This is a genomic window from Kineosporia babensis, assembly GCF_021129305.1.
GTDB lineage: Bacteria > Actinomycetota > Actinomycetes > Actinomycetales > Kineosporiaceae > Kineosporia > Kineosporia babensis.
Genome location: NZ_JAJOMB010000002.1, coordinates 283924 through 305997, shown reverse-complemented (window position 1 = coordinate 305997; position 22074 = coordinate 283924). Strand labels below are relative to the sequence as shown.

General features: G+C 70.1%; 20 protein-coding genes. 14 read left to right on the top strand and 6 right to left on the bottom strand.

The annotated features are described in order from the left end of the window. The first annotated feature begins 45 nt into the window (after window positions 1-45). The 3 genes from LR394_RS04875 to LR394_RS04865 all read left to right on the top strand — a co-directional run bounded on the left by LR394_RS04875 (window position 46) and on the right by LR394_RS04865 (window position 3560). Entirely contained in the window at window positions 46-477 is a 432-nt protein-coding gene (locus tag LR394_RS04875) for an SRPBCC family protein (protein WP_231439146.1), read from the top strand. A gap of 207 nt (window positions 478-684) precedes the next feature. Continuing rightward, window positions 685-1380, top strand: a complete 696-nt coding sequence (locus tag LR394_RS04870) for a hypothetical protein (RefSeq protein WP_231439145.1) — start codon at window positions 685-687, stop codon at window positions 1378-1380. Window positions 1381-1646: 266 nt separating this feature from the next. Further along, window positions 1647-3560 carry a hypothetical protein gene (locus tag LR394_RS04865; RefSeq protein ID WP_231439144.1) on the top strand — a complete coding sequence of 638 codons (1914 nt, stop codon included), beginning with the start codon at window positions 1647-1649 and terminating at the stop codon, window positions 3558-3560. Between the two features lie 133 nt (window positions 3561-3693). Here LR394_RS04865 and LR394_RS04860 read toward each other — a convergent pair whose 3' ends face one another. Further along, the gene (locus tag LR394_RS04860; protein WP_231439143.1) at window positions 3694-4746 is read right to left on the bottom strand and encodes a hypothetical protein; all 1053 of its coding nucleotides are present in this window, start codon (window positions 4744-4746) and stop codon (window positions 3694-3696) included. Next, window positions 4743-5501, bottom strand: coding sequence for a hypothetical protein (locus LR394_RS04855; protein ID WP_231439142.1), 759 nt, complete (start codon window positions 5499-5501; stop codon window positions 4743-4745). Before LR394_RS04855 ends, LR394_RS04860 begins: the two co-directional genes overlap by 4 nt. Before the next feature lie 286 nt (window positions 5502-5787). Here LR394_RS04855 and LR394_RS04850 point away from each other — a divergent pair, with 286 nt between their 5' ends. The 11 genes from LR394_RS04850 (at window position 5788) to LR394_RS04800 (ending at window position 18151) form a co-directional block, all read left to right on the top strand. Next, a complete protein-coding gene (locus tag LR394_RS04850; protein ID WP_231439141.1) occupies window positions 5788-6534 on the top strand; it encodes an SAF domain-containing protein in 747 nt (248 codons plus the stop codon). Next, a complete protein-coding gene (locus LR394_RS04845) occupies window positions 6534-8753 on the top strand; it encodes a hypothetical protein (RefSeq protein ID WP_231439140.1) in 2220 nt (739 codons plus the stop codon). Before LR394_RS04850 ends, LR394_RS04845 begins: the two co-directional genes overlap by 1 nt. Then, window positions 8753-10081 carry a CpaF family protein gene (locus LR394_RS04840; RefSeq protein WP_231439139.1) on the top strand — a complete coding sequence of 443 codons (1329 nt, stop codon included), beginning with the start codon at window positions 8753-8755 and terminating at the stop codon, window positions 10079-10081. The genes LR394_RS04845 and LR394_RS04840 overlap by 1 nt, the downstream gene beginning before the upstream one ends. Continuing rightward, the gene (locus tag LR394_RS04835) at window positions 10081-10962 is read left to right on the top strand and encodes a type II secretion system F family protein (RefSeq protein ID WP_231439138.1); all 882 of its coding nucleotides are present in this window, start codon (window positions 10081-10083) and stop codon (window positions 10960-10962) included. Before LR394_RS04840 ends, LR394_RS04835 begins: the two co-directional genes overlap by 1 nt. Then, window positions 10959-11882 carry a type II secretion system F family protein gene (locus tag LR394_RS04830; RefSeq protein ID WP_231439137.1) on the top strand — a complete coding sequence of 308 codons (924 nt, stop codon included), beginning with the start codon at window positions 10959-10961 and terminating at the stop codon, window positions 11880-11882. The genes LR394_RS04835 and LR394_RS04830 overlap by 4 nt, the downstream gene beginning before the upstream one ends. A 25-nt stretch (window positions 11883-11907) precedes the next feature. Beyond that, window positions 11908-12156, top strand: coding sequence for a hypothetical protein (locus LR394_RS04825; protein ID WP_231439136.1), 249 nt, complete (start codon window positions 11908-11910; stop codon window positions 12154-12156). Next, window positions 12042-12578: a TadE/TadG family type IV pilus assembly protein gene (locus LR394_RS04820; RefSeq protein ID WP_331283043.1), complete on the top strand. Its 537-nt coding sequence runs from the start codon at window positions 12042-12044 to the stop codon at window positions 12576-12578. Before LR394_RS04825 ends, LR394_RS04820 begins: the two co-directional genes overlap by 115 nt. Before the next feature lie 53 nt (window positions 12579-12631). Continuing rightward, window positions 12632-13021, top strand: a complete 390-nt coding sequence (locus LR394_RS04815) for a TadE/TadG family type IV pilus assembly protein (RefSeq protein ID WP_231439134.1) — start codon at window positions 12632-12634, stop codon at window positions 13019-13021. After that, complete coding sequence (locus LR394_RS04810; RefSeq protein ID WP_269328655.1) at window positions 13018-13524, top strand: pilus assembly protein TadG-related protein; 507 nt, start codon at window positions 13018-13020, stop codon at window positions 13522-13524. The genes LR394_RS04815 and LR394_RS04810 overlap by 4 nt, the downstream gene beginning before the upstream one ends. Beyond that, the gene (locus tag LR394_RS04805; RefSeq protein WP_231439132.1) at window positions 13521-17039 is read left to right on the top strand and encodes a BTAD domain-containing putative transcriptional regulator; all 3519 of its coding nucleotides are present in this window, start codon (window positions 13521-13523) and stop codon (window positions 17037-17039) included. Before LR394_RS04810 ends, LR394_RS04805 begins: the two co-directional genes overlap by 4 nt. A 158-nt stretch (window positions 17040-17197) precedes the next feature. Next, on the top strand, window positions 17198-18151 hold the full coding sequence (locus tag LR394_RS04800) for a glycoside hydrolase family 26 protein (RefSeq protein WP_231439131.1): 954 nt from the start codon (window positions 17198-17200) through the stop codon (window positions 18149-18151). A 3-nt stretch (window positions 18152-18154) separates the two neighbouring features. Here the strand turns inward: LR394_RS04800 and LR394_RS04795 are convergent, their stop codons facing one another. The 4 genes from LR394_RS04795 to LR394_RS04780 all read right to left on the bottom strand — a co-directional run bounded on the left by LR394_RS04795 (window position 18155) and on the right by LR394_RS04780 (window position 21940). Continuing rightward, a complete protein-coding gene (locus tag LR394_RS04795; RefSeq protein ID WP_231439130.1) occupies window positions 18155-19282 on the bottom strand; it encodes a DUF1565 domain-containing protein in 1128 nt (375 codons plus the stop codon). A gap of 67 nt (window positions 19283-19349) precedes the next feature. Continuing rightward, window positions 19350-20693 carry a PP2C family protein-serine/threonine phosphatase gene (locus LR394_RS04790; protein ID WP_231439129.1) on the bottom strand — a complete coding sequence of 448 codons (1344 nt, stop codon included), beginning with the start codon at window positions 20691-20693 and terminating at the stop codon, window positions 19350-19352. An 80-nt stretch (window positions 20694-20773) separates the two neighbouring features. Next, window positions 20774-21244, bottom strand: a complete 471-nt coding sequence (locus LR394_RS04785) for a ribose-5-phosphate isomerase (RefSeq protein ID WP_231439128.1) — start codon at window positions 21242-21244, stop codon at window positions 20774-20776. A gap of 81 nt (window positions 21245-21325) precedes the next feature. Beyond that, a complete protein-coding gene (locus tag LR394_RS04780; RefSeq protein WP_231439127.1) occupies window positions 21326-21940 on the bottom strand; it encodes a mycothiol-dependent nitroreductase Rv2466c family protein in 615 nt (204 codons plus the stop codon). Between the last annotated feature and the right edge of the window lie 134 nt (window positions 21941-22074).

Here is a 22074-nt window from a genome sequence, read left to right as displayed (position 1 = left end):
CCATCTCATAGCCTGATCGACCGAGCCGACCAAGGAGAATCTCTGATGCCCACCCGCGAACTCACCCTCACCCGGACTTTCGACGCTCCGCAGCAGCTGGTCTGGGACGCATACACGATCCCCGAGCAGATCGCCCGCTGGTGGGGGCCGAACGGACTGCACACCCCGGCCGACCAGATCACCGTCGAACTGCGCGAGGGCGGGGCTTTCAACCTGACCATGGTCGACGGCGAGGGCAACGAATACCCGTCCGCGATGACCATCCGCGAGCTCCAGCCGATCGACCGGCTGGTCTACGGCTGGGACGATCAGCGTGGTCTGGGTGGCGGCGAGATCACTGTCTCGTTCAGCGACGACGGCGGAAAGACACGCCTGATGCAGCACTTCACCGGAGAGATCACGGACGAGATGTTTCCCATGATGGAGCAGGGCACCAACGAGCAGCTCGACAAACTGGTGGCTCTGCTGTCCTCCTGATCAGGCTCCTGGGCGTCAGGGGCGATCATTTCACGAAGCGGCTTTCCACAGGTCGAACTATCCACAGGCCTGCCTTTCCACGGGACGGCCACTCGCACGAACCCGGAGTTGTCCACAGGACTTCAGGCCTGTGGACAACTTTCCGGGCGTTCTTCTCCCTTCCTCCATGATGGATTCACCGAAAGACTCAGGGGGAAGGACCTTTCGATGACGAGCGACGAGATGCAGCGCTATCTGGAGCGTCTGGCCATGTTGCCGGACAACCCAGATCTACCGGAGGACGAGCCGCCGTCAGCAGTGGCAACCCAGATACGAGTGGACGTAGTGGGCGGCCAGCCTCGTCGGCTGCGCCGCGTGCACACGAACGGGTTGGGATGGGCCGGCCTGCCCGAGCTGTTCATCGACCCGCCGGCAAGTTACCGACCGGGCGAAGAGCAGGATTGGGCAACTCTGGCGTTCCTGATCGCCTGCGCTCTGGTCACCCTGGGTATGGGACTGGCCGAGGTGGAGGATCATCTCGAGGTCGAACCGTATCAAGACGTCTTCCGAGGACGTCCGGTGCGGCTCTGGCTCGCCCAGTACGAGGCGCCGGACGAGGATCTGGCTCGCGCACTGAGAACGTCCAGCGACAAGGTGATCCGGGTCGAGTGCTCGCTGTGGAGCGATGAACCCGACGAGAACGCGAAGGTCCTCTTTCCGCCTGGTTCCGGACCGATCGGTTCCGGGGCAGCGCTTTCCGAGCCGGCTGGTGAGGTCGCGATCGACGCCGGTCCCGGGGAGCCCGGATTGGTCGGCGCCGGACTGGTCGGGGCTGGGCTGGCCGGGACTGGGCTGGTGGACGCAGTCACCGACGAGACCAGTCAGGACCACCCCGGCCTGAACCTGAACCGGGCATGTGCCTAAGGTCGATCAGGCTGCCCGGGGAGCACTCGATCTCCTTCGCCTTCGGGCAGCACACAACCGCCGAGCGAACCCCGGCCCAACCTGACGGCAAGATCCAGAGTCCCCCGTGCTCCCTGGCCCAGCCGACACAATCTCCCCCACCGGCCCCAGCCTCTTAACCACCCTTTGTGCCCGGCTGAACACCAACAGACTGGTACGTACCGTCGCTTCGTGGCATATTCGAGCGCTCCGGGACTGGGTTCGGGCCACACGGCTGGGGGTCACGAGTGAGGTTTGCTGTCACGCTGCGGGACGGCAGGGCAGCCGGTACCCAGACCGAGGCGCTGATCGATGCGCATCCGGATTCCGAACTGGCCATGGTGCTTCCACACCTGCTCGTGGCGCTGGACGATGACACCGACCCGGCCCAGGCCGAGCGGGTCGAAGTCTGGGTGGACGGACGGCGGGCGAATCCGGGCGGTGGGGCTGACACGTTGCGCTCCGCTGGGGTGCGTCCGGGTAGCGTCATCGAACTGCACGCGCACGAAGAACATCCGGCCCCCGCCCCCACCGGCGTCGCGGAGATCAGGGTGGTCAACGGGCCCGGCGCTGGACGAGTGCACCGGCTGGGCCTCGGGCAGACCGTGATCGGTCACGAAGCCCCCGGACTGGATCTGCCGGACGCCGATCTGCCGGCGAACGCCCTGACGCTAAGCGCTCGGCCCGGTGGTCAGGTCGATGTGATTCCGGGCGAGGGCATCAGCTTCCGGCTGGATGGGCAGGAACACACTGAGCGGCGCACCTGGCCGCACGGTGTCCACCTTCAGGCGTCCGAGACCGTGCTGGAACTGGCCGCGATCAGCGAACCGGACGCCGACTACCAGGAGTACGAGAACGGGCTCGGGCTGGAACTGTTCCGGCACACCCGCTCGGCCCGGCCACGCGGTGGAGCCCACTTCGTGCTGCCGTCGCGTCCGGTCAGCGCCCGTTCAGTACCGGGGCGCGAGCAGCGCCGGCTGCTGGAGAAGTGGATACGCGAACGGGAGAAGGCGCGCGAGGAGATCCGGGGCACTCTGGCCCGGGAGACCCGGACGCGGCGGGAGGCCACTCCTGATCCGGGGGTCACGCTGCTTACGGCGGTCGGGCCGGGGCGCCGCCTGTGGGAGCGGCTTCCGCTGGACGACGACTGGCTACAGCTAAGACTTGGGCTGGCACCGCAGCCACCGCGCACAGTCATCGAGGATCGCGACTCCGGAGCGCCGCTGCGGGTCGGGCGCACCCGGTTGCGTACCCAGCCGCCCGAGTCTCTGCCGACGTTGCTCGAAGATGTGCCGGTCACGCTGAACCTGCAGGCCATCGGGGTGTTGGGGATCGTGGGCAGGGCAGCCGTCGCGCAGGCCACTACCCGCTGGCTGGTGGCTCAGTGCGCGGCTTTTCATGCTCCCCGCGAGCTACGGATCACGGTTCTCACCGGGCACGACTACGCCGCCCGCCGACGCTGGGAGTGGGTGTCGCGGCTGCCTCACACGCGACCGGACGAGGCGTCAGGGGTCTCGGTGCTGATCGGCAACGACCACGAGTCGATCGAACGGCGCCTGCTGGAACTGGGCAGCCTGATCGACGAACGCCTGCGGCAGCGCCTTCCCCCTGGCCAGCGGGTCACCGCCTCACCGGAAGTGGTGGTGGTGCTGGACGGAGCCAGGAAGTTGACGGGGATACCAGGGGTGCTGCCGCTACTGGAGGAGGGGGCCAACGCCGGCATCCACGCGATCTGTGTGGACGAGGATGAGCAGTCGCTGCCGGAACTCTGCCGGGCGGTGGTGCTCTGCGGCCCGGAGACGGCGAGCGGTTCAGACTCCCGGAGCAGTTCGGGCTCGCGAGGCAGTTCGGGCTCCCGGAGCAGTTCCGACGCCAGGAGCAGCAACACGGACACCCGGAACAGCTCGAACAGCTCGGACGCCGAAACCGATTCGGGCACCAGGATCGCTTTCCGGCGGGCGGAGTCTCCAGTGCTGGAGGGGATCCGGCCCGACCTGGTGGAGGCGGCCTGGGCCGAGAGACTCTCGCGTTCACTGGCGGCGGTCAGGATGGCCTCAGTGAACCGGAAGCCGGACGCTACCCCCAGGTCCGAGCCCTACGTCTGGCCGATCGGGTGGGACGACGTGGGCTATCCGGCGCCTACGCGTCCTCGGTCTAGGTAGGTCGGTCTAGGTAGCTCGATCTCACGAACGCCAGCCGAGGCGTCCATCCTCTTTTCCTGAGAGGACGCCTCGGCTACCTACCTCACGAACGCCGCCAAGCGTCCGTTGCTCGAAATCTGCCCCGTACCAAATGTTACGGCTCCACCACGTTCTGCACCTCGGCCACCGGAATCAGCTCAGTGACCTCGTTGGCCAGCGGATCGAGCGCACCGCCACCTCCGTCGGAGCCCACCCACTGCGCCGTCCAGGCCGTGGATGCCTGCACCGGATACCCACCCGGATAACCCGTTGAGGCCCGCTGGAACTCGACCGTGCAGGCTCCCGCCTCGCCCATGCCGGCGGTGTAGGGCTTCATCGCCACCTCAGGCGGGCAGAGCTTGTGGCCACCGGGCCAGTCCAGGTTGAGACCGCCCGTAGCAGCGGTGACTTCGGCCCACACCGCCTCTCCGGCCCCGACCACCTCGGCCCGGATGAAGCGCTCCCCGGCCTCGCCGCCCACCGAGTCCGGGTCGGTGACCCAGAAGAAGGTGGGCAGACCGACCAGGGTGGCGTCGCCAGTTTCGTGGACCCGCGGGTTGCGGTCGATCTCCGGGTCGGGGATCTGCAGGTTGTCGCGGGCGGCCTGGGCCAGTTCTTCGGGTGTGACCATCGGAGCCGGAATCTCTTCTCCGGCGCCGAAAGCCCGGAAGAGGAACGTGGTCCACGTGGGGTTGTTGCCGGCGATCGGGTTGTCGTCGCCGGTGTCCACCGAGCCCAGGCCGTAGTCCACGTAGTCGCGCGGGTCCTTGCAGTAGGCCTTGTACCAAGACAGGTCCTGCCCGGACGCCTCCCGGGCGGCGGCGTCCTCCCAGACGCTGCGCGGACCGTACTGCGCGAACATGCCGGGGCTCTGCACCCCACCGGTGACCGCGTCGTACCAGTCGAGCATGGCCTCGGCGTTCGTGTAGTCGCCGGGGGCCGCTTCCCACCAGCAGACCGGGTGCAGATTCACCGCGAGAGTGCTGCCGCCGCCCCCACCCGGCGCTGCATTCCCAGTGAACTTGACCTGCACCGAGACCGAGTAGCCACCGGCCTCCGTGTCACCGCCCGGGGTCTGATCGGCTCGCGCCCCGGAAGCCGCGGACATCGAGGCCAGGACGGCGAGCGGCAGGGCAGCCAGCGCCAGCGGAACCGGCCGGGCCCTCACTTCTGGGCCGCCTTGCAGGTGGGAACCTTCTCGGTGGGCCACGACGAGACCCGCCAGACCCCCTGCGCGAACTCGACTTCCATGCTGATCAGCACTCCTCCGGGAGGCGGCACGAGCTGATATCCGTTCTCGTCCACCTCGGAAGTACGGTCGAGGTGGCAACCCGTCACCGTGGCGCGATCGTCCTTGATCTTCACCGACGAGACGTTGACGACGAAGGCACCGGTGGACCGGCGCCCGGCGGCCTCCTGGCTCAAGGCGCGTTCCCGAGCACTGGATACGGCCTGGCCGGTGGCGACGGCGGCGAGGGCGTCCTCGTCGACCTGCCAGGTGTTGGACAGTTGCACGCGCTGGGTCATGTAGCCGACCACCGCATCGACGGCGGCCCGGCCGCGCTGGTTGCGCGCCTTCACCTTGCCGCGCTCGACCCAGGCGCCCTCACCCGCCGGGTCGGCCGGTTCATAGGTCACAGCAGAGGACGCTGGGCTCGGCTGCCGGGAAACGGTTGGTATCGGTTCGGTCTCGGAGGGCGACGCATCGGACGACTTGGAGCCGGCGCCGCTGGGCCCGTCGCCGGTGTCGGGATCACCGTCGGCATCGGGGCCGGGCTCCGCCTCCGACAGCGACCCGGCAGCCTGTCCGGGCTGATATTCGGGCAGCTCATAGGGGTTGTCCGAGCCACACCCGGACAGGGTGGCGACGGACAGCGCGACCACCACGAAGGCCGCGTATACCACGCCTGAAAGGCGCTTCATGCCAGCTCCGACTCCCTCTGTACTCGCAAGTAGGGCTTATCGCCCTTCCGACGCGAATCGGTCCATCAACTGTTTCCTAACCATCACATCCTGATTAGTGCATAAGGTGCCTCAAGATGGCATTATCGTCACCCTTCGTGGAGTGCCTGGAGCGTTGGCGTCACGGGTGATCGCGATCAGCATCGAAGCTTGTCGGATGCGTCATCAGACCGCCCATCAGAGCAGACCGGAAGATCAAGAACAAACCATCCGATAACGATTCGGGCCGGGTGGCCAAGGAGAGCTCGTGAGCACGCAGGAACGCATCGACATGCGGTCCCGGGAGTCGGCCGACGGCCGGTCCGGCACCGGTGGCCGGACCGATTCCCCGCGCGGCAAGAGCGGCCTCGGGGCCGCCTCGGAACGACTGCCCCGGCCACCAGGTACCCGGCGCCCCGGGCTGGCGGTGCTCGCGGTGCTGCTGATCGTGCTCGGTGCGGCGGTGGCCGGGCTGCTCGCGCTGCGTCTCGACGAGCGTCAGGACGTGCTGGTCGCCCGCTCGAACATCACTGCCGGGCAGCAGATCACCGCGGAGAACCTGGCGGTGGCCAAGGTGGCCTCGGACGGGGTTGCGGTGATCGGGGCGGACCAGGCGGACGAGGTGATCGGCCGGTTCGCCAGCGCCGAGATCCCGGCCGGGCGGCTGATCGACGCCGGGATGCTGGCCGCGGCCGGGCTGCTGAAGTCGGACAAGGCCGCGGTCGGGATCCCGCTGAGCATCGGCCGCTTCCCGGCCGGCGGTCTGGAGGCCGGGGACGTGGTGCAGGTGGTGCGGGCGGTCGAGGGTGAGGGCAAGGAGGCCGCGGCACGGGCCACGGTGAGCTCGGTGAAGTCCTCGGAGGACGGGGTGTTCGGAGCCGGAGGGAGCGACGGTTCCACCGTTGTGACCCTGATCGTGGCCCGGGACGAGGCCGTTCAGGTCGCCGCCGCGGCCGCCGCCGACCAGATCAGCCTTGTGCTTCTGGAACGCGGGGCCTCCACGAAGGGGAACTGATGGCGCTCGTCGTCCTCGTCTCCGCCAAAGGCGCGCCGGGCGTCTCCACGCTCACCGTTGCCCTGGCCGCCCTGACCCCGGGCGCGGTCGCTGCCGACCTCGACCCGGACGGCGGTGACCTGGCACTGCGCTACCGCCGCCCGGACGGCGCACCGCTGGACGCCGAGCTCGGGCTGCTCTCGCTGGTGGCGGGGCTGCGCCGGGATCTGCCGGGGCATCGCCGGCTGCCGGCCGAGGGGTCCGCGGCCGCTGAGGGCCCGACCCGGCTCGAGGACCACCTACAGGTCACCGGGGGCGGGCTGGACCTGCTGCTCGGGGTGAACGGCCCGGAGCAGGCCACCGGCCTGGGGCCGTTGTGGAGCCCGCTGGCCCGGGCGCTGTCGGAGGCGGGGCGCACGATCTACGCCGACTGCGGGCGGATCGGGCCGACCGCTCCGACCATGCCGGTGCTGCACCAGGCCGATGCGGTGATCGTGGTGGCCCGGCCGGAACTGGAAGAACTGGCCCACCTGAGGGAGCGGCTGCGCTTCCTGACGAGTGCAGTGCCAGGGCGGTTTGCGGGGCGTGCGCAGATCGGTGTGGTGCTGGTGGCGCCGGAGCGGGACCGGGCGGTGGCCGGCCGGACCGAGCAGTTGCTGCACTCCTCCGGGGTGGGCGTGCCGGTGCTCGGGGCAATGGCGATCGACCAGCGCGGAGCCGAGGCGCTGCGCGGGATGAACCGCAGCCGGCTGGCCCGCTCCACGCTGATCCGGTCGGTGCGCTCGTTGCTGCCTTCCGTGAGTCTGCTGGCCGGGACGATCCCGGAACTGTCCGGTCCGGTCGAGGCAGCCCGGCCGGCGCCTTCTCGGTTCGTTGCCCCGGCCGCCCCCGCTCCTGCGGTTGATACGGCTGCTGCGGTTGCCCCGAGGGGGCAGGATTCGCCGGAGGTGGATCTGTTCGCCGAGGCGCGGGGCAAGATTCCGGCGCCGCCTTCGAAACCATCTTCGGTCCGGCCTTCGGTATCACCCGTTGTGGCGGCGCCGGCCGCGTACTCGAACCCTGCGCCCGCCCCGGTGGCCGAGAACCCGCGTCCCCTGGTGGTTGATCTGCCCGAGGCGCTACCTGCTGCCGTACCGCAGGTCCAGCCGCGAACCCGGCCCGAAGCTGTGCCTGCGGAGACGACGGCCGAGCAGACCTTGCCGCTGCGGCGCCGCCAGAACTCGTTCTTCGGAGACGCCCCGCCGGTTGACGAGGATCCGAGCCTGCTGCCGCTGACCGTGGCTCCCGGGATCTTTACGCCGCCGCCGGCCGAGGAGATCCGGGGTTTCGCGGGTTTCACTACACCGCCCGAGCCGGTGGAGCACGGTTCGGACCTGGGCCGGGAACAGGTGCCGGAGCCGAGCCCGGACCAAACCGGAGACGAACTCCGGCACACCCGCTCGCGGCGAGCGGCTTTCGGTCGGGATCCGGGAGCGCTGTACACCTCGGAACGGCGTCGGGCCCGGCGCCATGTGATGCCTTCCGACGAGAGCGAGAGTACCTACTCCGGGGGAAGTACTTCGGTCGGGAACTGGCGTCAGGAAAGGACGATCGAGCCGGACCCGAAGGATCCGCTGGGACTGGGCGAGACCAAGGCATCGAGTCGGCTGGACGCGCTCAGCAGCCCGTTGGACGTCGAGAGCCCACTGGATCCGGTCCGTAAGGAAGGGGTCGGCGAAGAGTCGGTCCGTGCGGATCTGGCCGGTACGGGCCAGGCTCCCGAGGACCGGACCGGCGACGAGCCCCCACCCCTGCCCCGCCGAGACCGGAACCTGACGTTCACCGAGGAACGCGACGGAGGCACCGGCTGGATCGCCCCGGACGTCTCCCCCTCGGAACTGCCCTACCGACCGGCCGTGGTGCCGACTTCGGTTCCCGCCAATGCCGTCTCACAAGCATCACCGGAACTGGCCAACGTCTCTCCCCTGCCGATCAACCGCACCGACATTCTGCGCGAGATCCGGGACCGGGCCCGGCTGGGAACCGACGGCACCGGAACCTGGGCCGGACACCGTGAGGCCACCGAACCGTCCGTTGCTCCTACCTCTACCGACGCGCAGGCCGACCTGAACGACACCAGCACAGATGCCGTCACGAGCAACAGCACCGACCCGAGCCCCAGCACCGAGATCGAGGCCGACACCGCCATCGTGCGCCCGATCCGCGACCCGTACGAACCACCCGAAGAAGGTGAGCGCTGATGGCGATCGACCAGCGCGTGGTGCGGCGGCTCCGGGAAGAAGTGGCCGACCTCCTGGCTCAGCAACGCCGCGAGGACGCCCTGACCGGCGCCGCCCCGATGAGCGCCGAGGACGAACGGCAGTACGCCCGCGCAGTGATCGGCCGGGTACTGGATCTGCATGCCCGATCGGAACTTTCGCTCGGCCGCACACCCCCGGAACCGGACGAGGAGACCGAGCTCGCCGAGGGCATCCACGCCGCCCTGTTCGGGGTCGGCCGGCTGCAGCCGCTGCTCGACGACCCGCTGGTCGAGAACATCGACATCAACGGCTGTGACCAGGTTTTCGTCGGCTACGCGGACGGTCGTGAGGTGGCCATGCCGCCGGTGGCCGAGTCCGACGACGAGCTGATCGAGCTGGTCCAGCTGCTGGGCGCCTACTCCGGTCTGACCAGCCGCTCGTTCGACGTGGCCAACCCGCAGCTGGACCTGCGCCTGCCGGACGGCTCGCGGATGTCGGCGGTGATGGGAGTCTGCCCCCGGCCGGCGGTCTCGATCCGGCGCTCGCGGCTGTCCCGGGTGACCCTGGACCAGCTGGTGGCCAACGACTCGCTCACCCCCGAGCTGGCCTCGTTCCTGGCCGCGGCGGTGCTGGCCCGCAAGAACATCATGATCGCGGGGGCGACCAACGCCGGCAAGACCACCATGCTGCGGGCCCTGGCGCACGAGATCCCGCCCCACGAGCGGCTGATCACGGTGGAGCGGTCGCTGGAGCTGGGGCTGGGCGAGTTCCCGGACCTGCACCCGAACGTGGTGCCGCTGGAGGAACGGCTGCCCAACTCAGAGGGCCTGGGCTCGATCGGGATGGCCGACCTGGTGCGCCGCTCGCTGCGGATGAACCCGAGCCGGGTGATCGTCGGTGAGGTGCTCGGCGACGAGATCGTCACCATGCTGAACGCGATGAGCCAGGGCAACGACGGCTCGCTCTCCACGATCCACGCCAACTCGGCGATCGAGGTGTTCAACCGGATCTGCACCTACGCCATCCAGTCGGCCGAGCGACTGCCGACCGAGGCCACGATGATGCTGATCGCCGGGGCCATCGACTTCGTGGTGTTCGTGGAGCGCCGCAACGACTACGCCGAGGGCGGGCGGCTGCGCCGGATCGTGACCAGCGTGCGTGAGGTCAACGGGGTCGACGGCCGGGTGCTCTCCAGCGAGGTGTTCCAGCCCGGCGACGACGGCCGGGCGGTTCCGGCCGCGCCGATCGCCTGCATCGACGAGTTGATCGTGGCCGGTTACGACCCGGCGGCGATGAGCAGCGTGCCCGTGCAAGGGGGGTGGCAGTGATGCTTCAGGACCTGAGCACCGGGCCGGCCCTGGCCATGCTCGCCGCCGGGGCTCTGGTCGGCGCCGGGCTGGCCCTGCTGATCGATGCGCTGGTGCGGCGTGAGCGGCACACCGGTGGTACCGACACCCGGACGTTCTCCGACCGGACCATGCGCCGGATCCGGGGTTTCGGTACGCGGTTGCCGATCGCGGTCCTGGCCGGGGTGTTCACCCTGCTGATCACCGCCTGGCCGGTCGCCTCGATCGCCGCCGTGGTGATGATCCTGGCCTGGCCCGCGCTGATGGGTGGCGCCCGGGAGGAGCGGCAGCAGGCCGAACGGCTGGAAGCCCTTGCGCTGTGGACCGAATCGCTGCGCGACACGATAGCCGGGGCGGTCGGGCTGGAGCAGGCCGTGATCGCCACCTCGCGGGCCGCCCCGGCTCCGATCGCCGACGAGATCGTGACGCTGGCCGACCGGTTGCGGGTGCGGGTGCCGCTGCCGACCGCGCTGCACCGGCTGGCCGACGACCTGAACGACGCCAGCGCTGACCTGGTGGTGGCCGCGCTGCTGCTGAACTCCCGGCTGCGCGGGCCGGGCCTGCGGCACGTGCTGACCAGCCTGTCGGAGTCGGTGCGGGCCGAGGTGGAGATGCGGGGCCGGGTCACCGCCGGGCGGGCCGCCACCCGGCGCAGTGTGCAGATCGTGGTGGCGGTGACCTTGCTGTTCGTGCTCGGGCTGCGCACCTTCAACCCCGGCTACGTGGAGCCTTACCAGCATCCGGCCGGGCAGGTCGTGCTGGCGATCGTGGTGGCGTTCTTCGCGGCGGGCTTCTTCTGGCTGAAGCAGCTGGCCGCGTACGACCTTCCGGAGCGCTTCATGCACAGCGGGGTGAAGCCATGATCGCGATCGTGCTGGCCGGCGCGCTGGCCGGGACCGGGGTGCTGCTGCTGGTGATCGCCTACGCCCGGCCGGTGATGCGGGGCGCCGGGGCCCCGGCCTCGCTGGCCGCCCTGGACGCGGAGCGGCAGAAATCGGCCGGCGGGGCCGAGACTCCGACCGCCACCAGCAGCGGGGGCCGCCTGTCCACGTCCATCGGTGGTCAGATCCGGCGCCAGCTGGAGCTTTCCGGGGTGCGACTGCCCGCCGGGCTGCGCGCGGACCTCTCACTGATCGACCGCTCGATCGAGAATCACCTGGCCTACAGCCTGCTCGGCGCGGCGGCCGGCGCGGTCGTCCCGTTCTTCTTCGGCACGCTGCTGATCGGCCTGGCCGGCGGGCTGCCGGTGACCACGCCGATCTTCCTCGGCCTGAGCGGGCTGCTGATCGGTGCGCTGCTGCCGACCATGCAGGCCGGTCAGCGGGCGGCGGTCCGGCGGCGCGACTTCCGGCACGTGGTCGGCTCGTTCCTCGACCTGGTGGCGCTGAACCTGTCCGGTGGGCGGGGCATTCCGGAAGCACTGAACTCGGCCGCCTCGGTCAGCGACGGCTGGGCGATGGTCCGGCTGCGGGACACCCTGGCGATCGCCCGGCTGCAGGGGGTGACCCCGTGGTCGGCGCTGAGCCGGCTGGGCGAGGAGACCGCGGTGGCCGAGCTGAGCGATCTCGGCGCGGCCCTGGAACTGGTCGCGGACGACGGAGCGAAGGTCCGCGAGTCACTGGCCGCCCGGGCGGCCTCGATGCGTCGTCGGGAAATGGCCGACGCCGAGGGACGGGCCCAGGCCCGCTCCCAGTCCATGCTCATCGCCCAGCTCCTGCTGGCGGTGGGCTTCCTGATCTTCCTGATCTACCCGGCGATCGTCCGGGTGCTGAGCGGGACCTGAAACACCGTGACGAAGGAGACCACAGATGAAGAGCGGACCGTTCCGCTTCGACCCGGCCTCGGCGGCCGGGTACGGAGAGATGGTGATCCGGCGGCGGATCGACGCCGCACGAAGCCGGGTGATCCGGGGGCCTCGCGACCGCGGCGCCTCGGTGGTGGAGTGGGTGGTGATCAGCGCCCTGCTGGTCGGGATCGCCGCTGCGGTGGGAGCCATCCTGCTGGACCGGCTCAGGTCGAAGGCCGAGAGCATCAACCTCGACGGCGGCGCTCCCTAGGCCGTGCGGTTCCTGCTGTCCGTTCTGTCCGTGATGTCAGTGCTGTCCGGGCCGAGCGGGGCGCCACCACGATCGAACTGGCGCTGTACATGCCGTTGCTGTTGTTCGTCATCTTTGCCACCGTGCAGGCGGCACTGCTGTTCCTCGGCAACCAGGCGGCCTCGGCCGCGGCGCGAGAGGCGGCCCGGGTGGCGCGGACGAGTCAGGACATCGGCGCGGCGGAGGCTCGTGGCCGGGCGTATGCGGCACAGGTGGGCCGCGGGGTGATCGAGGACGTGTCGGTACAGGTCTCGGCGGTCGGCGCCGACGAGGTGCGGGCCGTGGTGACGGGTAAGGGGATTCAGCTGGTGCCGGGGATCCCCGGGCTGCGGATCGAGCAGGTGGTCCAGGGGCCGGTCGAGGAATTCAGGCCGGACCTATGAGAACTCGCCGGAGCGCTGAGAGTGCTGAGAGTGCTGGGTCGGACACCGGGTCGATGACGGTGGAGATCGTGCTGTTGACGCCCTTGCTGGTGGCGTTCCTGCTGCTGGTGGTGGCGTTCGGGCGGTACGTGGCGGTGCGTGGTGAGGTGGAGGCGGCGAGCCGGGACGCGGTGCGGGCGGCCTCGCTGGAACGGGATGTGGGCTCTGCTCAGGCGGCCGCGACGCAGGTGGCGAACGCTTCGCTGGGCGGGCGCTGGACGTGTGAGGCGGTCGGGCTGAGCGGGAACTTCGTGGCCGGTGGCACGATCGAGACCGAGCTGAGCTGCCGGGTGCCGATGGACGATCTGGGTCTGCTGGGGCTGCCTGGAACGGTCTCGGTGCGGGCCAGCAGTTCGGCCCCGCTGGACATCTACCGGCGTACCGGTTCCGGAGGTGCGCCATGAGATCCCGGTGGGCAGTGCGGTTCAGATCGGCAGTGCAGTTCAGATCGGCAGCGCGGTTCCGAGCGGTGTTGCAGTTCAGAACTAGGGACGATGCTGGTCAGGCAACGATTTTCGTGGTGGCTTTCGCGGTGGTCCTGCTGGTGCTGGCCGGCCTGGTGGTGGACGGCGGGCTGGCGATCAACGCCCGGCAGCGGGTGACCGACGACGTGGAACAGGCGGCCCGGGCCGGTGCCCGGGAGATCCAGGTGGACACGCTGCGCGAGAGCGGGACGGTCCTGATCGACCCAGAGGCGGCCCGGGCGGCGGCCGCCCAGTTCATGGCTGCCCGCCAGTACCCGGCTTCCGGCGTGAACATCACGGCGGACGCCGAGGGGGTGGCGGTGCAGGCGACGATCGAGCAGAAGACCGCGCTGCTTTCTTTGATCTTTTTCAACAGTTTCACCGTGACCGCTCAGGGCCAGGCCCGGCCGGCGGTGGGCATCACCGGGGAGGGCTTGCCATGACGGCGCATTCCGCGGACCGGTCGTCGACAGGCGCCGGCCGGTTCACCCAGCAGGCACGTGACTCCGGCGACGCCCCCCGGCGTTCCCGGATCGGTGCGTTGTTCTCCGCGCTGGCCCTGCTCGCGCTGATCGCCGGGGTGCCGGCGCTGATGTACTTCCTCGCGGCGCCGCTGCTCGAAGGCGACCGGCTGTCGCAGACCCTGACGCTGACCGGCACTCTGGGCATGGACCAGGTGCTGGCGGTGCTGGTGGTGGTGGCTGCCCTGGCCTGGCTGCAGTTCGTGATCTGTGTGCTGGTCGAGCTCGGGGCCGCGCTGCGCGGCGGGGTGCTGGCCGCGCCGGTGCCGTTGTCCGGGCCGAGTCAGCGGCTGGCCCGGTGGCTGGTCGGCTCGATGCTGCTGGTCGGGGTGATGGCCGGGCAGATGGGCGTGGCGCAGGCGGCGGTGCGGCCGGACCTGGGTTCGGTCAAGCCCGGAACCGCAGTAACGGCAGCGGCTTACAGCGACCCGGACACCTTCTACGTGTTCGACGCCAACACCGCCCCGCCGAAGGCGCCCGAGTCGGCGTCGATCAGCCAGGTGAGCAACCGCCAGCTGACCGCACGGCAGGCGGCGGCCGAGGCGGCCAATGCCCGCCGCAGCGCGGCGCAGGCCGAGCAACGGGTATCCACCGGGCAGCTGGCCCGGGACGAGCTGGCTCTGGACGGGCACAAGGTCTACGTGGTGGAGGCTCCGACCGGGCGGCATCACGACACGCTGTGGGAGATCGCCGAGCGCCACCTGGGCGACGGGCGGCGGTACCACGAGATCTACCGGCTCAATGAGGGACGCTTGCAGCCGGACGGTCGCACCCTGCACCTTGCGCGGCTGATCCAGCCGGGATGGCGGCTGATCCTGCCGGAGGATGCGGTGGGAGTCACCCGGTGGGTGGCTGACCGTAACCCGGTGCGCGAGGCTCCGGTTGAGCCGGAGGAGACACCTCGGGCCGAGCCGCGGGGGAACGGTAACGGCGCTGATTCTGGGGCCGGTTCGGGCGCTGGTGCGGGTGCTGGGGCCGGGCAGGAGACGCCTTCCGCTTCGGCGACCGCCACGCCTCGGGCTACGAGCACCGCCCGGCCCTCCACAGCTGCGCCGTCTTCGACCGAGGCGCAGGGAACTTCGGCCACAGGACGAATCGCGAGCGCCGGCGACCCGAACTTCCTGCCCCCGCACAACCCGAACGTGGCCTCGCAGGGGGTCGGCGTTCTGCCGACCGACCCCACTCCGCCTCGGGGTACCAGCACCGCCCGGCCGAGCACCGGTGGGGCGGGGAACTCCCCAGCAGGCCCAAGCCAGGCCGCCAGCCCGAGCCAGGCCGCCAGCCCGAGCCAGGCCGCCAGCGCAACCAACAGCCCCAGTGCAACGAGCACTCAGAGCGCAACCAGCTCAAGCGCAACCAGTACCCCGAGCGCAAGCGGCACTCCCAGCGGCGCCGGCGCACCCGCGTCCTCAAGCACTTCGACCACTACCCAAGCCTCACCCCCGAGTGCCATGGAGACGACCGCCCCGACTCCCCCGGTGGCGACCGGCGAGAACAAAGCCGCGGACCCCGTCCCCAATCAAAGCTCTTCCGAATCGGACGGTTTTGGCCTCCCCGCCGAACTGATCGGCGCCGGACTGGTCACCGCCGCCATGCTGGGAACCTTGCTCCTGGTACGACGCCGGCGGCGGGGCGGACAAGACCAGCCGGGCGAGTTCGAGCGCGAGACCGAGGTATGGCTACGCACCGGCGCGGACGCCGATCGTGGCGCCCTGCTGGACCTTGCCCTGCGTTCGCTGCCCCGGGCCTGCCAGGAAGCCAATCTCCCCCTACCCCAGGCGTACGGCGCGGTGGTCGACGACGACGGCCTGGACCTGCTGCTGACCATGGCCCATGCCTCCGCTCCCCCGCCCTGGGCCGCCCTGGACGACGGGCTGCGCTGGCGCCTTACCTACAACGATGCCCAGCACCTGGTGGCTCACGGCGACAGCGCATACCCACTACTGGCCTCCGTCGGGCGCGACAACCTAGGTAGAGACGCTCTCATCAACCTGGGCGCCGCGGCCGGACCGGTGGCGGTGATTGGCTCCCCTGCCATGGCGGCTGCCGTGGTGCGGGCCCTGGCGCTGGGGCTGGCCGGAAACCCGTGGTCGCGGGGCATTGAAGTGCTCACCGCGGATCTGCCCCCGGCTTTGCCAGCCATCGCCGCAGGGCGACTGATTCCGTGCACGGGGGCCAAAGCGCTTACCGAGCAACTGGAACAGGGCTCAACGCGGATGCCCCGTACCGGTCCGGTCCAGATCCTCACCGGCGGTCCAGCCCCCGGCACCCGCCCCGAGCGAGTCGCCATCTACGGCGCCCCGCTGAACGTGCAGACCGCTTCCCGCCTCCAGACCGTGGTCGGACGCGGTGCGGATCTCGCTGTACTGGTCACCGGCGAACTGCCCGGGGCCCGCTGGCGGCTGCAGGTGGACGACTCCGGAATCCTTACCTGCGAGGAGCTTTCCCTGCAGGTCACGGCCAACCGGCTGGGCGACGGCAGCATCGAGCGTCTGCACTCGCTGTTCGTCTCCGCCGGGACTCCGGACCTACCTACCGCTTCCGGCCCGCAGGGCGAGCGCGTGGCCGAACCAGGCGGCGTGGTCGAGACCGACGACATCACCTGGGCGCAGGCGCCGGTGCGGGTGGCGATCCTGGGCAATGTCGAGGTTTTCGCGCCCGGCCCGATCGACCCTCGGCGCCTAGTGGTGGCCGAGGAAATTATGGCTTACCTGGCGCTGCACCCGGCGGGTACGCATCCGACCGTGCTCGGCTCCGCGATCTGGCCGCGCGGGGTCACCAGCGACGTCCGGGACGACATGATCGCCGAGGTCCGGGATTGGCTCGGCGCCGATGGCTCGGGCCAGCCCCGGCTGCGCGAAGGCACGGACGGGCGGCTGCGGCTGACCTCGGACGTGCCCTGCGACTGGGACGTGGTGCGCACCCTGGTCGACCGGGCTGACCGCACGAGGGACCGGACCCGCGAGCGTGACCTGCTGATCCGGGCGCTGCACCTGGTGCGCGGGCCGCTGGTCGGGGGTATCGCGCACGGTACCTACACCTGGCTGCCCCGCACCGGGGTGGAGCGGCAGTCCGAGCAGCTGATCCTGGACGCGGCCACCCGGCTGTGCCAGATCGCCTCCGAGGACGGCGACCACATGGCCGTGGAGCAGGCCGCCACCGCCGCGCTCAAGGCGGTGCCGCACGCGCAGAACCTGTGGCGCTACGTGATCCGCGCCGAGTTCACCCTCCACGGGCCGGGCCGGCTGCCCGACGTGGCCGATCACGTGCGGTTCGTGCTGGCTTCGTCCGGGGTGGACATCGAGCCGGAGACCATCACCCTGATCGAGCACCTGGCCGGGTCCGGCCAGGGTCAGCCCGGCTCGCACCAGCACACTCAGGCCGCTCAGCACCAGACCCAGCGCGCCCAGGCCCAGACCGGAACCGGAAGTTACTGATGCTTCCGCTGTTGCCGGCGAGCAGCGTGAGACCGTATTGCAACCTTATTGCGCTATGACCGAGATGTTCACTTTTCCTGATTACTGTCCTCGGCGTGCCTGCGCCCGCGACTGTCGCGTCCGTCCGTTGGTTCCCTCCGATTGCTGCCCTGGTTGCCGTGCTCCTGGCGATCGGCGCTCCCGCCCCCGCTCAGGCCGCTGAGGTACGGGGCGCTGAGAAGAAGGTCAAGCTAGGCGTTTTCCGCGGTACTTCGCCCGGCCAGGTCCGGGCCTTCGGCCACTGGCTGGACCGCGACGTGCAGTACGTGGTCGATTTCTCCAGCCGCACCACCTGGAACGAGATCGCCGACCCGGAGCACATGCTGCGGACCTGGCAGGGCCAGGGGTACCGGATGGTCTACGGGGTGGCAATGCTGCCGACCCGGCAGAGCTCCAGCATCCGGGCCGGGGCCCGGGGCGAGTACAACCATCACTACCGCAGGCTCGCCGAGAACCTGGTGGCCCACGGCCAGGGCAATGCGGTGATCCGGCTGGGCTGGGAGTTCAACCTCTCGTCGTGGAAGTGGCATCCGCGCAACAGCCGCGACTTCAAGGCCTACTGGCGCCACGTGGTGCGCACCATGCGCTCGGTGCCGGGGGCGCAGAACCTGAAGTTCGACTGGAACGTCAACAACGGTGGCAAGACCGACTCACGACGCTTCTACCCGGGCAACAAGTACGTGGACTTCATCGGGGTGGACGTCTACGACATCTCGTGGCCGCACTACCCCTACCCGAAGAACTGCGGCAAGACCTGTCGCAACAACCGTCAGGCCGCGGCCTGGAAGCTGATCCGCGACCAGAAGTACGGCCTGAAGTTCTGGTCACGTTTCGCCCGCTCGAAGAACAAGCCGCTGACCTTCCCCGAGTGGGGCGCCTGGCGCCGGTTCGAGGACCGCAAGGGCGGCGCCGACAACCCGTACTTCATCTCCCGGATGCACGCCTTCATCGACGACCCGAAGAACCGGGTGGCCTACCACGCCTACTTCGACTTCGACACGGCTCAGGGACACCACGAACTGAGGACGCTGCCGAACGCCGGCCGCCGGTACCGGCAGTTGTTCGGTGGCTGAGTTTCAGGAGAACCGGCCGTACCGGGCCGCGGCGCCGCTGATCTTGTAGCCCGAGCAGGACACGCCGGCCGTGTAGATCGGCGTGAGCCGCCTGGTCAGGGCGCCCTTGACCGGCGTACGGCTGTCCTTGGTGTTGTTGATCAGCCGGGGGAACCCGGACAGGGCGGTGCTGACCACCTTGTTGCCCGAGCCGCTGACGTGGTTTCCGATCACCGCCGCGTTGTAGTTGTGCACGTACTTGGCGCCGGCCGGGGCCCGGACCACCTGCTGGGCGATCAGGTTGTTGCGGACCTCGATCCGGCGGCTGGCGTAGCCGACGATCACGCCGGCGGCCGAGCGGGTGATCGTGTTGCGGCGGATCCGGACGTCGGCGGCACCGGTGGCGGCGCTCGGCCCGGCCGCCTTCACCGCGGCGCCGTTCTCGGAGTTGAACATGGTGTTGCGCTCGATCACGCCCGGGCCGGAGTTGTAGCCCGGCATCAGGTAGATGTTGTGGAAGTTCATGAACGCGCCGCCCACGGCGTTGTTGTCGTGGATGCAGTTGCCGGCGATCCGGTAGTCGCGTGGCACCCCGTTGCGGGCCGAGGAGCTGACCATCAGGTTGGAGACCCCGATGCTGCCCCAGACCTCGGCGTTCAGGAACGACCAGCCGGTCCCGCCGTCGAACTTGACCAGGAACTCCTTGCGCCCGTCGGCCGGGTTGCGGGTGACGTTGATCCCGGAGACCTGCCAGTAGTCGGCATTCTCGAGCTGCAGGGTGCCCTTGATCACGACCCGCTCACCGGCCGCGGCGCGCAGCCGGATCGGGGCGTTGCGGCGGCCCGGGCGGGCCCCGTAACCGGCTGCCCCGACATAGGTTCCGCCCTTGACCAGGATGGTGTCACCGGGCTCGGCCAGCTTGATCGCCTTGGTGATGGTGGCCAGCGGACGCTGTCCGGCGGCCATCCGGGTGGTGCCGTCGTGGCCTTCGGAGGAGACCAGGATGGTGCGGCCGGCGGCCGGTGAAGTGGCCGGTGCGGTCTTCGCGGAGGCCGCCTGCGAAGGGGCAGCCATCAGCGCGGCGGCGGCTGCGGATGCTGCGGCGGTGGCGAGGCCGAGGAACAGGGCGCGTGGGTTGCGTCGAGTCAGCACCCCGGATTGCTCGACCCCACCTGCCCCCCGCTTGAGTGACGCCCCAGTACTACCCCGAACGGAGTAGTCAGCCGCGGCGCAGGATGACCAGGGCCCGGTCGTCGCCCTCCTCGGTGCGGATGGCGCTGGTGATCCGCGCGGCGGCGCTCTCCACACCCCGGGCGATCAGCGGATCGGCGCGGCCGACCAGCCGGTCGATGCCCCGGCCGACGTCGAGGCGGCGGCTCTCCACCAGGCCGTCGGTGAACAGCATCAGGGCGTCACCGCGATCCAGCCGGCCGACGATCTTCGGGTAGACGGCGTCCTCGAGTACGCCCAGCGCAGGCCCCTGTTCGCCGTCCAGGACGTCCCAGCGGCCGGAGCCCGCGTGGTAGTGGGCGACCGGTGGGTGGCCGGCGCCGGTCACGCAGAAGACGCCGGTGTCCAGGTCGACGCTGACGTGGACCGCGGTGGCGAAGGCCTCTTCGGTGCCGAGCTGTGTGCCCAGGCGCACCACGTGCTGGTTGGCGGCGGACAGCAGCCCGGACGAGGGCACGGCATCGAGCAGCGCGCCCATCGCCCCGGCCAGCAGCAGCGCCCGGGCCCCGGCCTGGTAGCCGTTGCCGGACACGTCGACCAGCACCACCTCCAGCTCGTCCGGCCGGGGCTGGGCGGTGACCAGGAAGTCACCGCTGAACGAGTCGCCGAAGGCCGGGCGCAGGTCGGTGTCGAACCGCCAGCCCTGCGGCAAGTGCGGTTCTACGGAGCGGATCAGCATCTCGTTGCGCAGGTCGATCAGCACGGCGTTGGCGGTGGAGGCGTCCCGCAGGCCGGAGTCGGCGGCGTCGCGCTCACGGCGCTGCACCCAGCCGACCAGCACGGCGCCCAGGCAGACGCCGGTGACCGGGACCAGCGACCAGAACTGCTGCCCGGTCAGGGCCAGCACCACGGTGACGATGGCGCCGATCAGGGCCGCGTCGCGGACCAGGTGCCGGGGCCGCACGACCGCCGAGCCGAGGATCAGGAAGAGCCCGACACAGGCGGCGGGCAGGAAGCCGGGGGCGTGCTGGGCCACCAGGGCGAAGCTCAGGGCGGAGACGATGTTCAGCCAGATCCGGCCCGGCCCGGGCGAAGTGCCCTGATCGACCCAGCGCCGGGCCCGGCGGGCCGCCTTGCGCCCGCGACGGCCGAGCACCTGCCCCAGGAGCCCCCGAAGCTCGTCGAGGAGAACCCGTTCCGGGGCGGCGGTCACGTCGGCACCCCTGGGTGCCGGGATGCGGACGGCTCCTTTGGTGGGCCGCTCCGGGCCGTGGGCGGGGGTTGGGGTGGGGGCGGGTAGCTCGGGCCCAGGCGCCGGATCGCCGGAGAGCTCCGGATCGCCGGAAAACCTGGGCCCGGGCAGCCGCGGTGAGCCGTGGTTCAACGTGGCCATGCCCCGATCTTAGCCACACTGTAACTAATTAACCACGATGCGTAACCATGAGGTGTCTGGGGCGCATGGGCGGTTTCGGGTTACTCGGGCAGCGGAGGCAGGACGCCGGTGGTCTCGTAGGAGGCGAGCTGGTCGATCCGGCGGATGTGCCGGGGGTTGTTGCTGAACGGCTCGGCCAGGAACGCCTCGACGAAACCGGTGGCCTCGGCGAGCGAGTGCATCCGGCCGCCGACCGCCATCACGTTGGCGTCGTTGTGCTGGCGGCCCAGCTTGGCGGTCTCGGTGCTCCAGGCCAGGGCGGCCCGCACCCCCTTGACCTTGTTCGCCGCAATCTGCTCACCATTGCCGGACCCGCCGATGACGATGCACAGGCTGCCGGCGTCGGCGGCCACCGCCTCGGCCGCCCGCAGGCAGAACGGCGGGTAGTCGTCTTCCGGGTCGTACTGGTGCGGCCCGTGATCGACGATCTCGTGACCGGCTTCGGTGAGGTGCTTGGCCAGGTGCTGCTTCAGTTCCAGACCCGCGTGGTCTGATCCCAGGTGGACGCGCATGGCGCACAGTCTGGCACCCCCGGCCCGGGCCGGGAGCGCCAGACTCGGCGCAACCATTCACCCGTCGAACTACGGGTCGAACTACACGTCGAACTGCGGCGACTCGGTACGGGTGCGCTTGAGCTCGAAGAAGTACGGGTTGGCGGCCAGCAGCAGAGTGCCGTCCCAGAGCTTGCCTGCCTCCTCGCCGGTCGGCACCCGGGTGATCACCGGGCCGAAGAAGGCGGTGTCGTTGAACGCCACCACCGGGGTACCGACGTCCTCACCGACCTTGCCGATGCCCTCGGCGTGGCTGGCCCGCAACTGCTCGTCGTACTCGTCGCTGGTGGCGTACCGGGCCAGCTCGGCCGGCAGGCCCACCTCGGCCAGGGCCTTCTCGATGACCACCGAGTAGTCCTTCTCGCCCTCGTAGTGGATCAGCGCGCCCATCGCGTCGTACAGCGCCTTGACGTACTTCTCGCCGTGCAGCTCCCGGGCCGCGATGACCACCCGGACCGGGCCCCAGCCGCGGTCCATCAGGTCGCGGTAGACCTGCGGCAGCTCGTCGCGCCCCTCGTTCAGCACCGACAGGCTCATCACGTGCCACTTCACGTCGATCGGGCGGACCTTGCCGACCTCGATGATCCAGCGCGAGGTGGCCCAGGCGAAGGGGCACAGCGGGTCGAACCAGAAGTCGGCGGTGTCGCGCTCACTCATCGGGAGAGCCCTTCGTAGGTCGGGGTGGATTCGGCAATACGTTCCGCCACCGACAACGCACCGAATGCGCAAGGTCATCCCTGATCCCTGAGCGGCATCGGGACAGGTGTGGTGAGAGGATCCGGCGTGAGGAA

Bases quoted from the DNA above. Each gene is read 5' to 3' on its own strand.
- LR394_RS04875 (WP_231439146.1), top strand. From the start codon at position 46: ATGCCCACCCGCGAACTCACCCTCACCCGGACTTTCGACGCTCCGCAG.
- LR394_RS04870 (WP_231439145.1), top strand. From the start codon at position 685: ATGACGAGCGACGAGATGCAGCGCTATCTGGAGCGTCTGGCCATGTTG.
- LR394_RS04855 (WP_231439142.1), bottom strand. From the start codon at position 5,501: ATGAAGCGCCTTTCAGGCGTGGTATACGCGGCCTTCGTGGTGGTCGCG.
- LR394_RS04845 (WP_231439140.1), top strand. From the start codon at position 6,534: ATGGCGCTCGTCGTCCTCGTCTCCGCCAAAGGCGCGCCGGGCGTCTCC.
- LR394_RS04840 (WP_231439139.1), top strand. From the start codon at position 8,753: ATGGCGATCGACCAGCGCGTGGTGCGGCGGCTCCGGGAAGAAGTGGCC.
- LR394_RS04835 (WP_231439138.1), top strand. From the start codon at position 10,081: ATGCTTCAGGACCTGAGCACCGGGCCGGCCCTGGCCATGCTCGCCGCC.
- LR394_RS04830 (WP_231439137.1), top strand. From the start codon at position 10,959: ATGATCGCGATCGTGCTGGCCGGCGCGCTGGCCGGGACCGGGGTGCTG.
- LR394_RS04825 (WP_231439136.1), top strand. From the start codon at position 11,908: ATGAAGAGCGGACCGTTCCGCTTCGACCCGGCCTCGGCGGCCGGGTAC.
- LR394_RS04815 (WP_231439134.1), top strand. From the start codon at position 12,632: ATGACGGTGGAGATCGTGCTGTTGACGCCCTTGCTGGTGGCGTTCCTG.
- LR394_RS04810 (WP_269328655.1), top strand. From the start codon at position 13,018: ATGAGATCCCGGTGGGCAGTGCGGTTCAGATCGGCAGTGCAGTTCAGA.
- LR394_RS04805 (WP_231439132.1), top strand. From the start codon at position 13,521: ATGACGGCGCATTCCGCGGACCGGTCGTCGACAGGCGCCGGCCGGTTC.
- LR394_RS04790 (WP_231439129.1), bottom strand. From the start codon at position 20,693: ATGGCCACGTTGAACCACGGCTCACCGCGGCTGCCCGGGCCCAGGTTT.
- LR394_RS04785 (WP_231439128.1), bottom strand. From the start codon at position 21,244: ATGCGCGTCCACCTGGGATCAGACCACGCGGGTCTGGAACTGAAGCAG.
- LR394_RS04780 (WP_231439127.1), bottom strand. From the start codon at position 21,940: ATGAGTGAGCGCGACACCGCCGACTTCTGGTTCGACCCGCTGTGCCCC.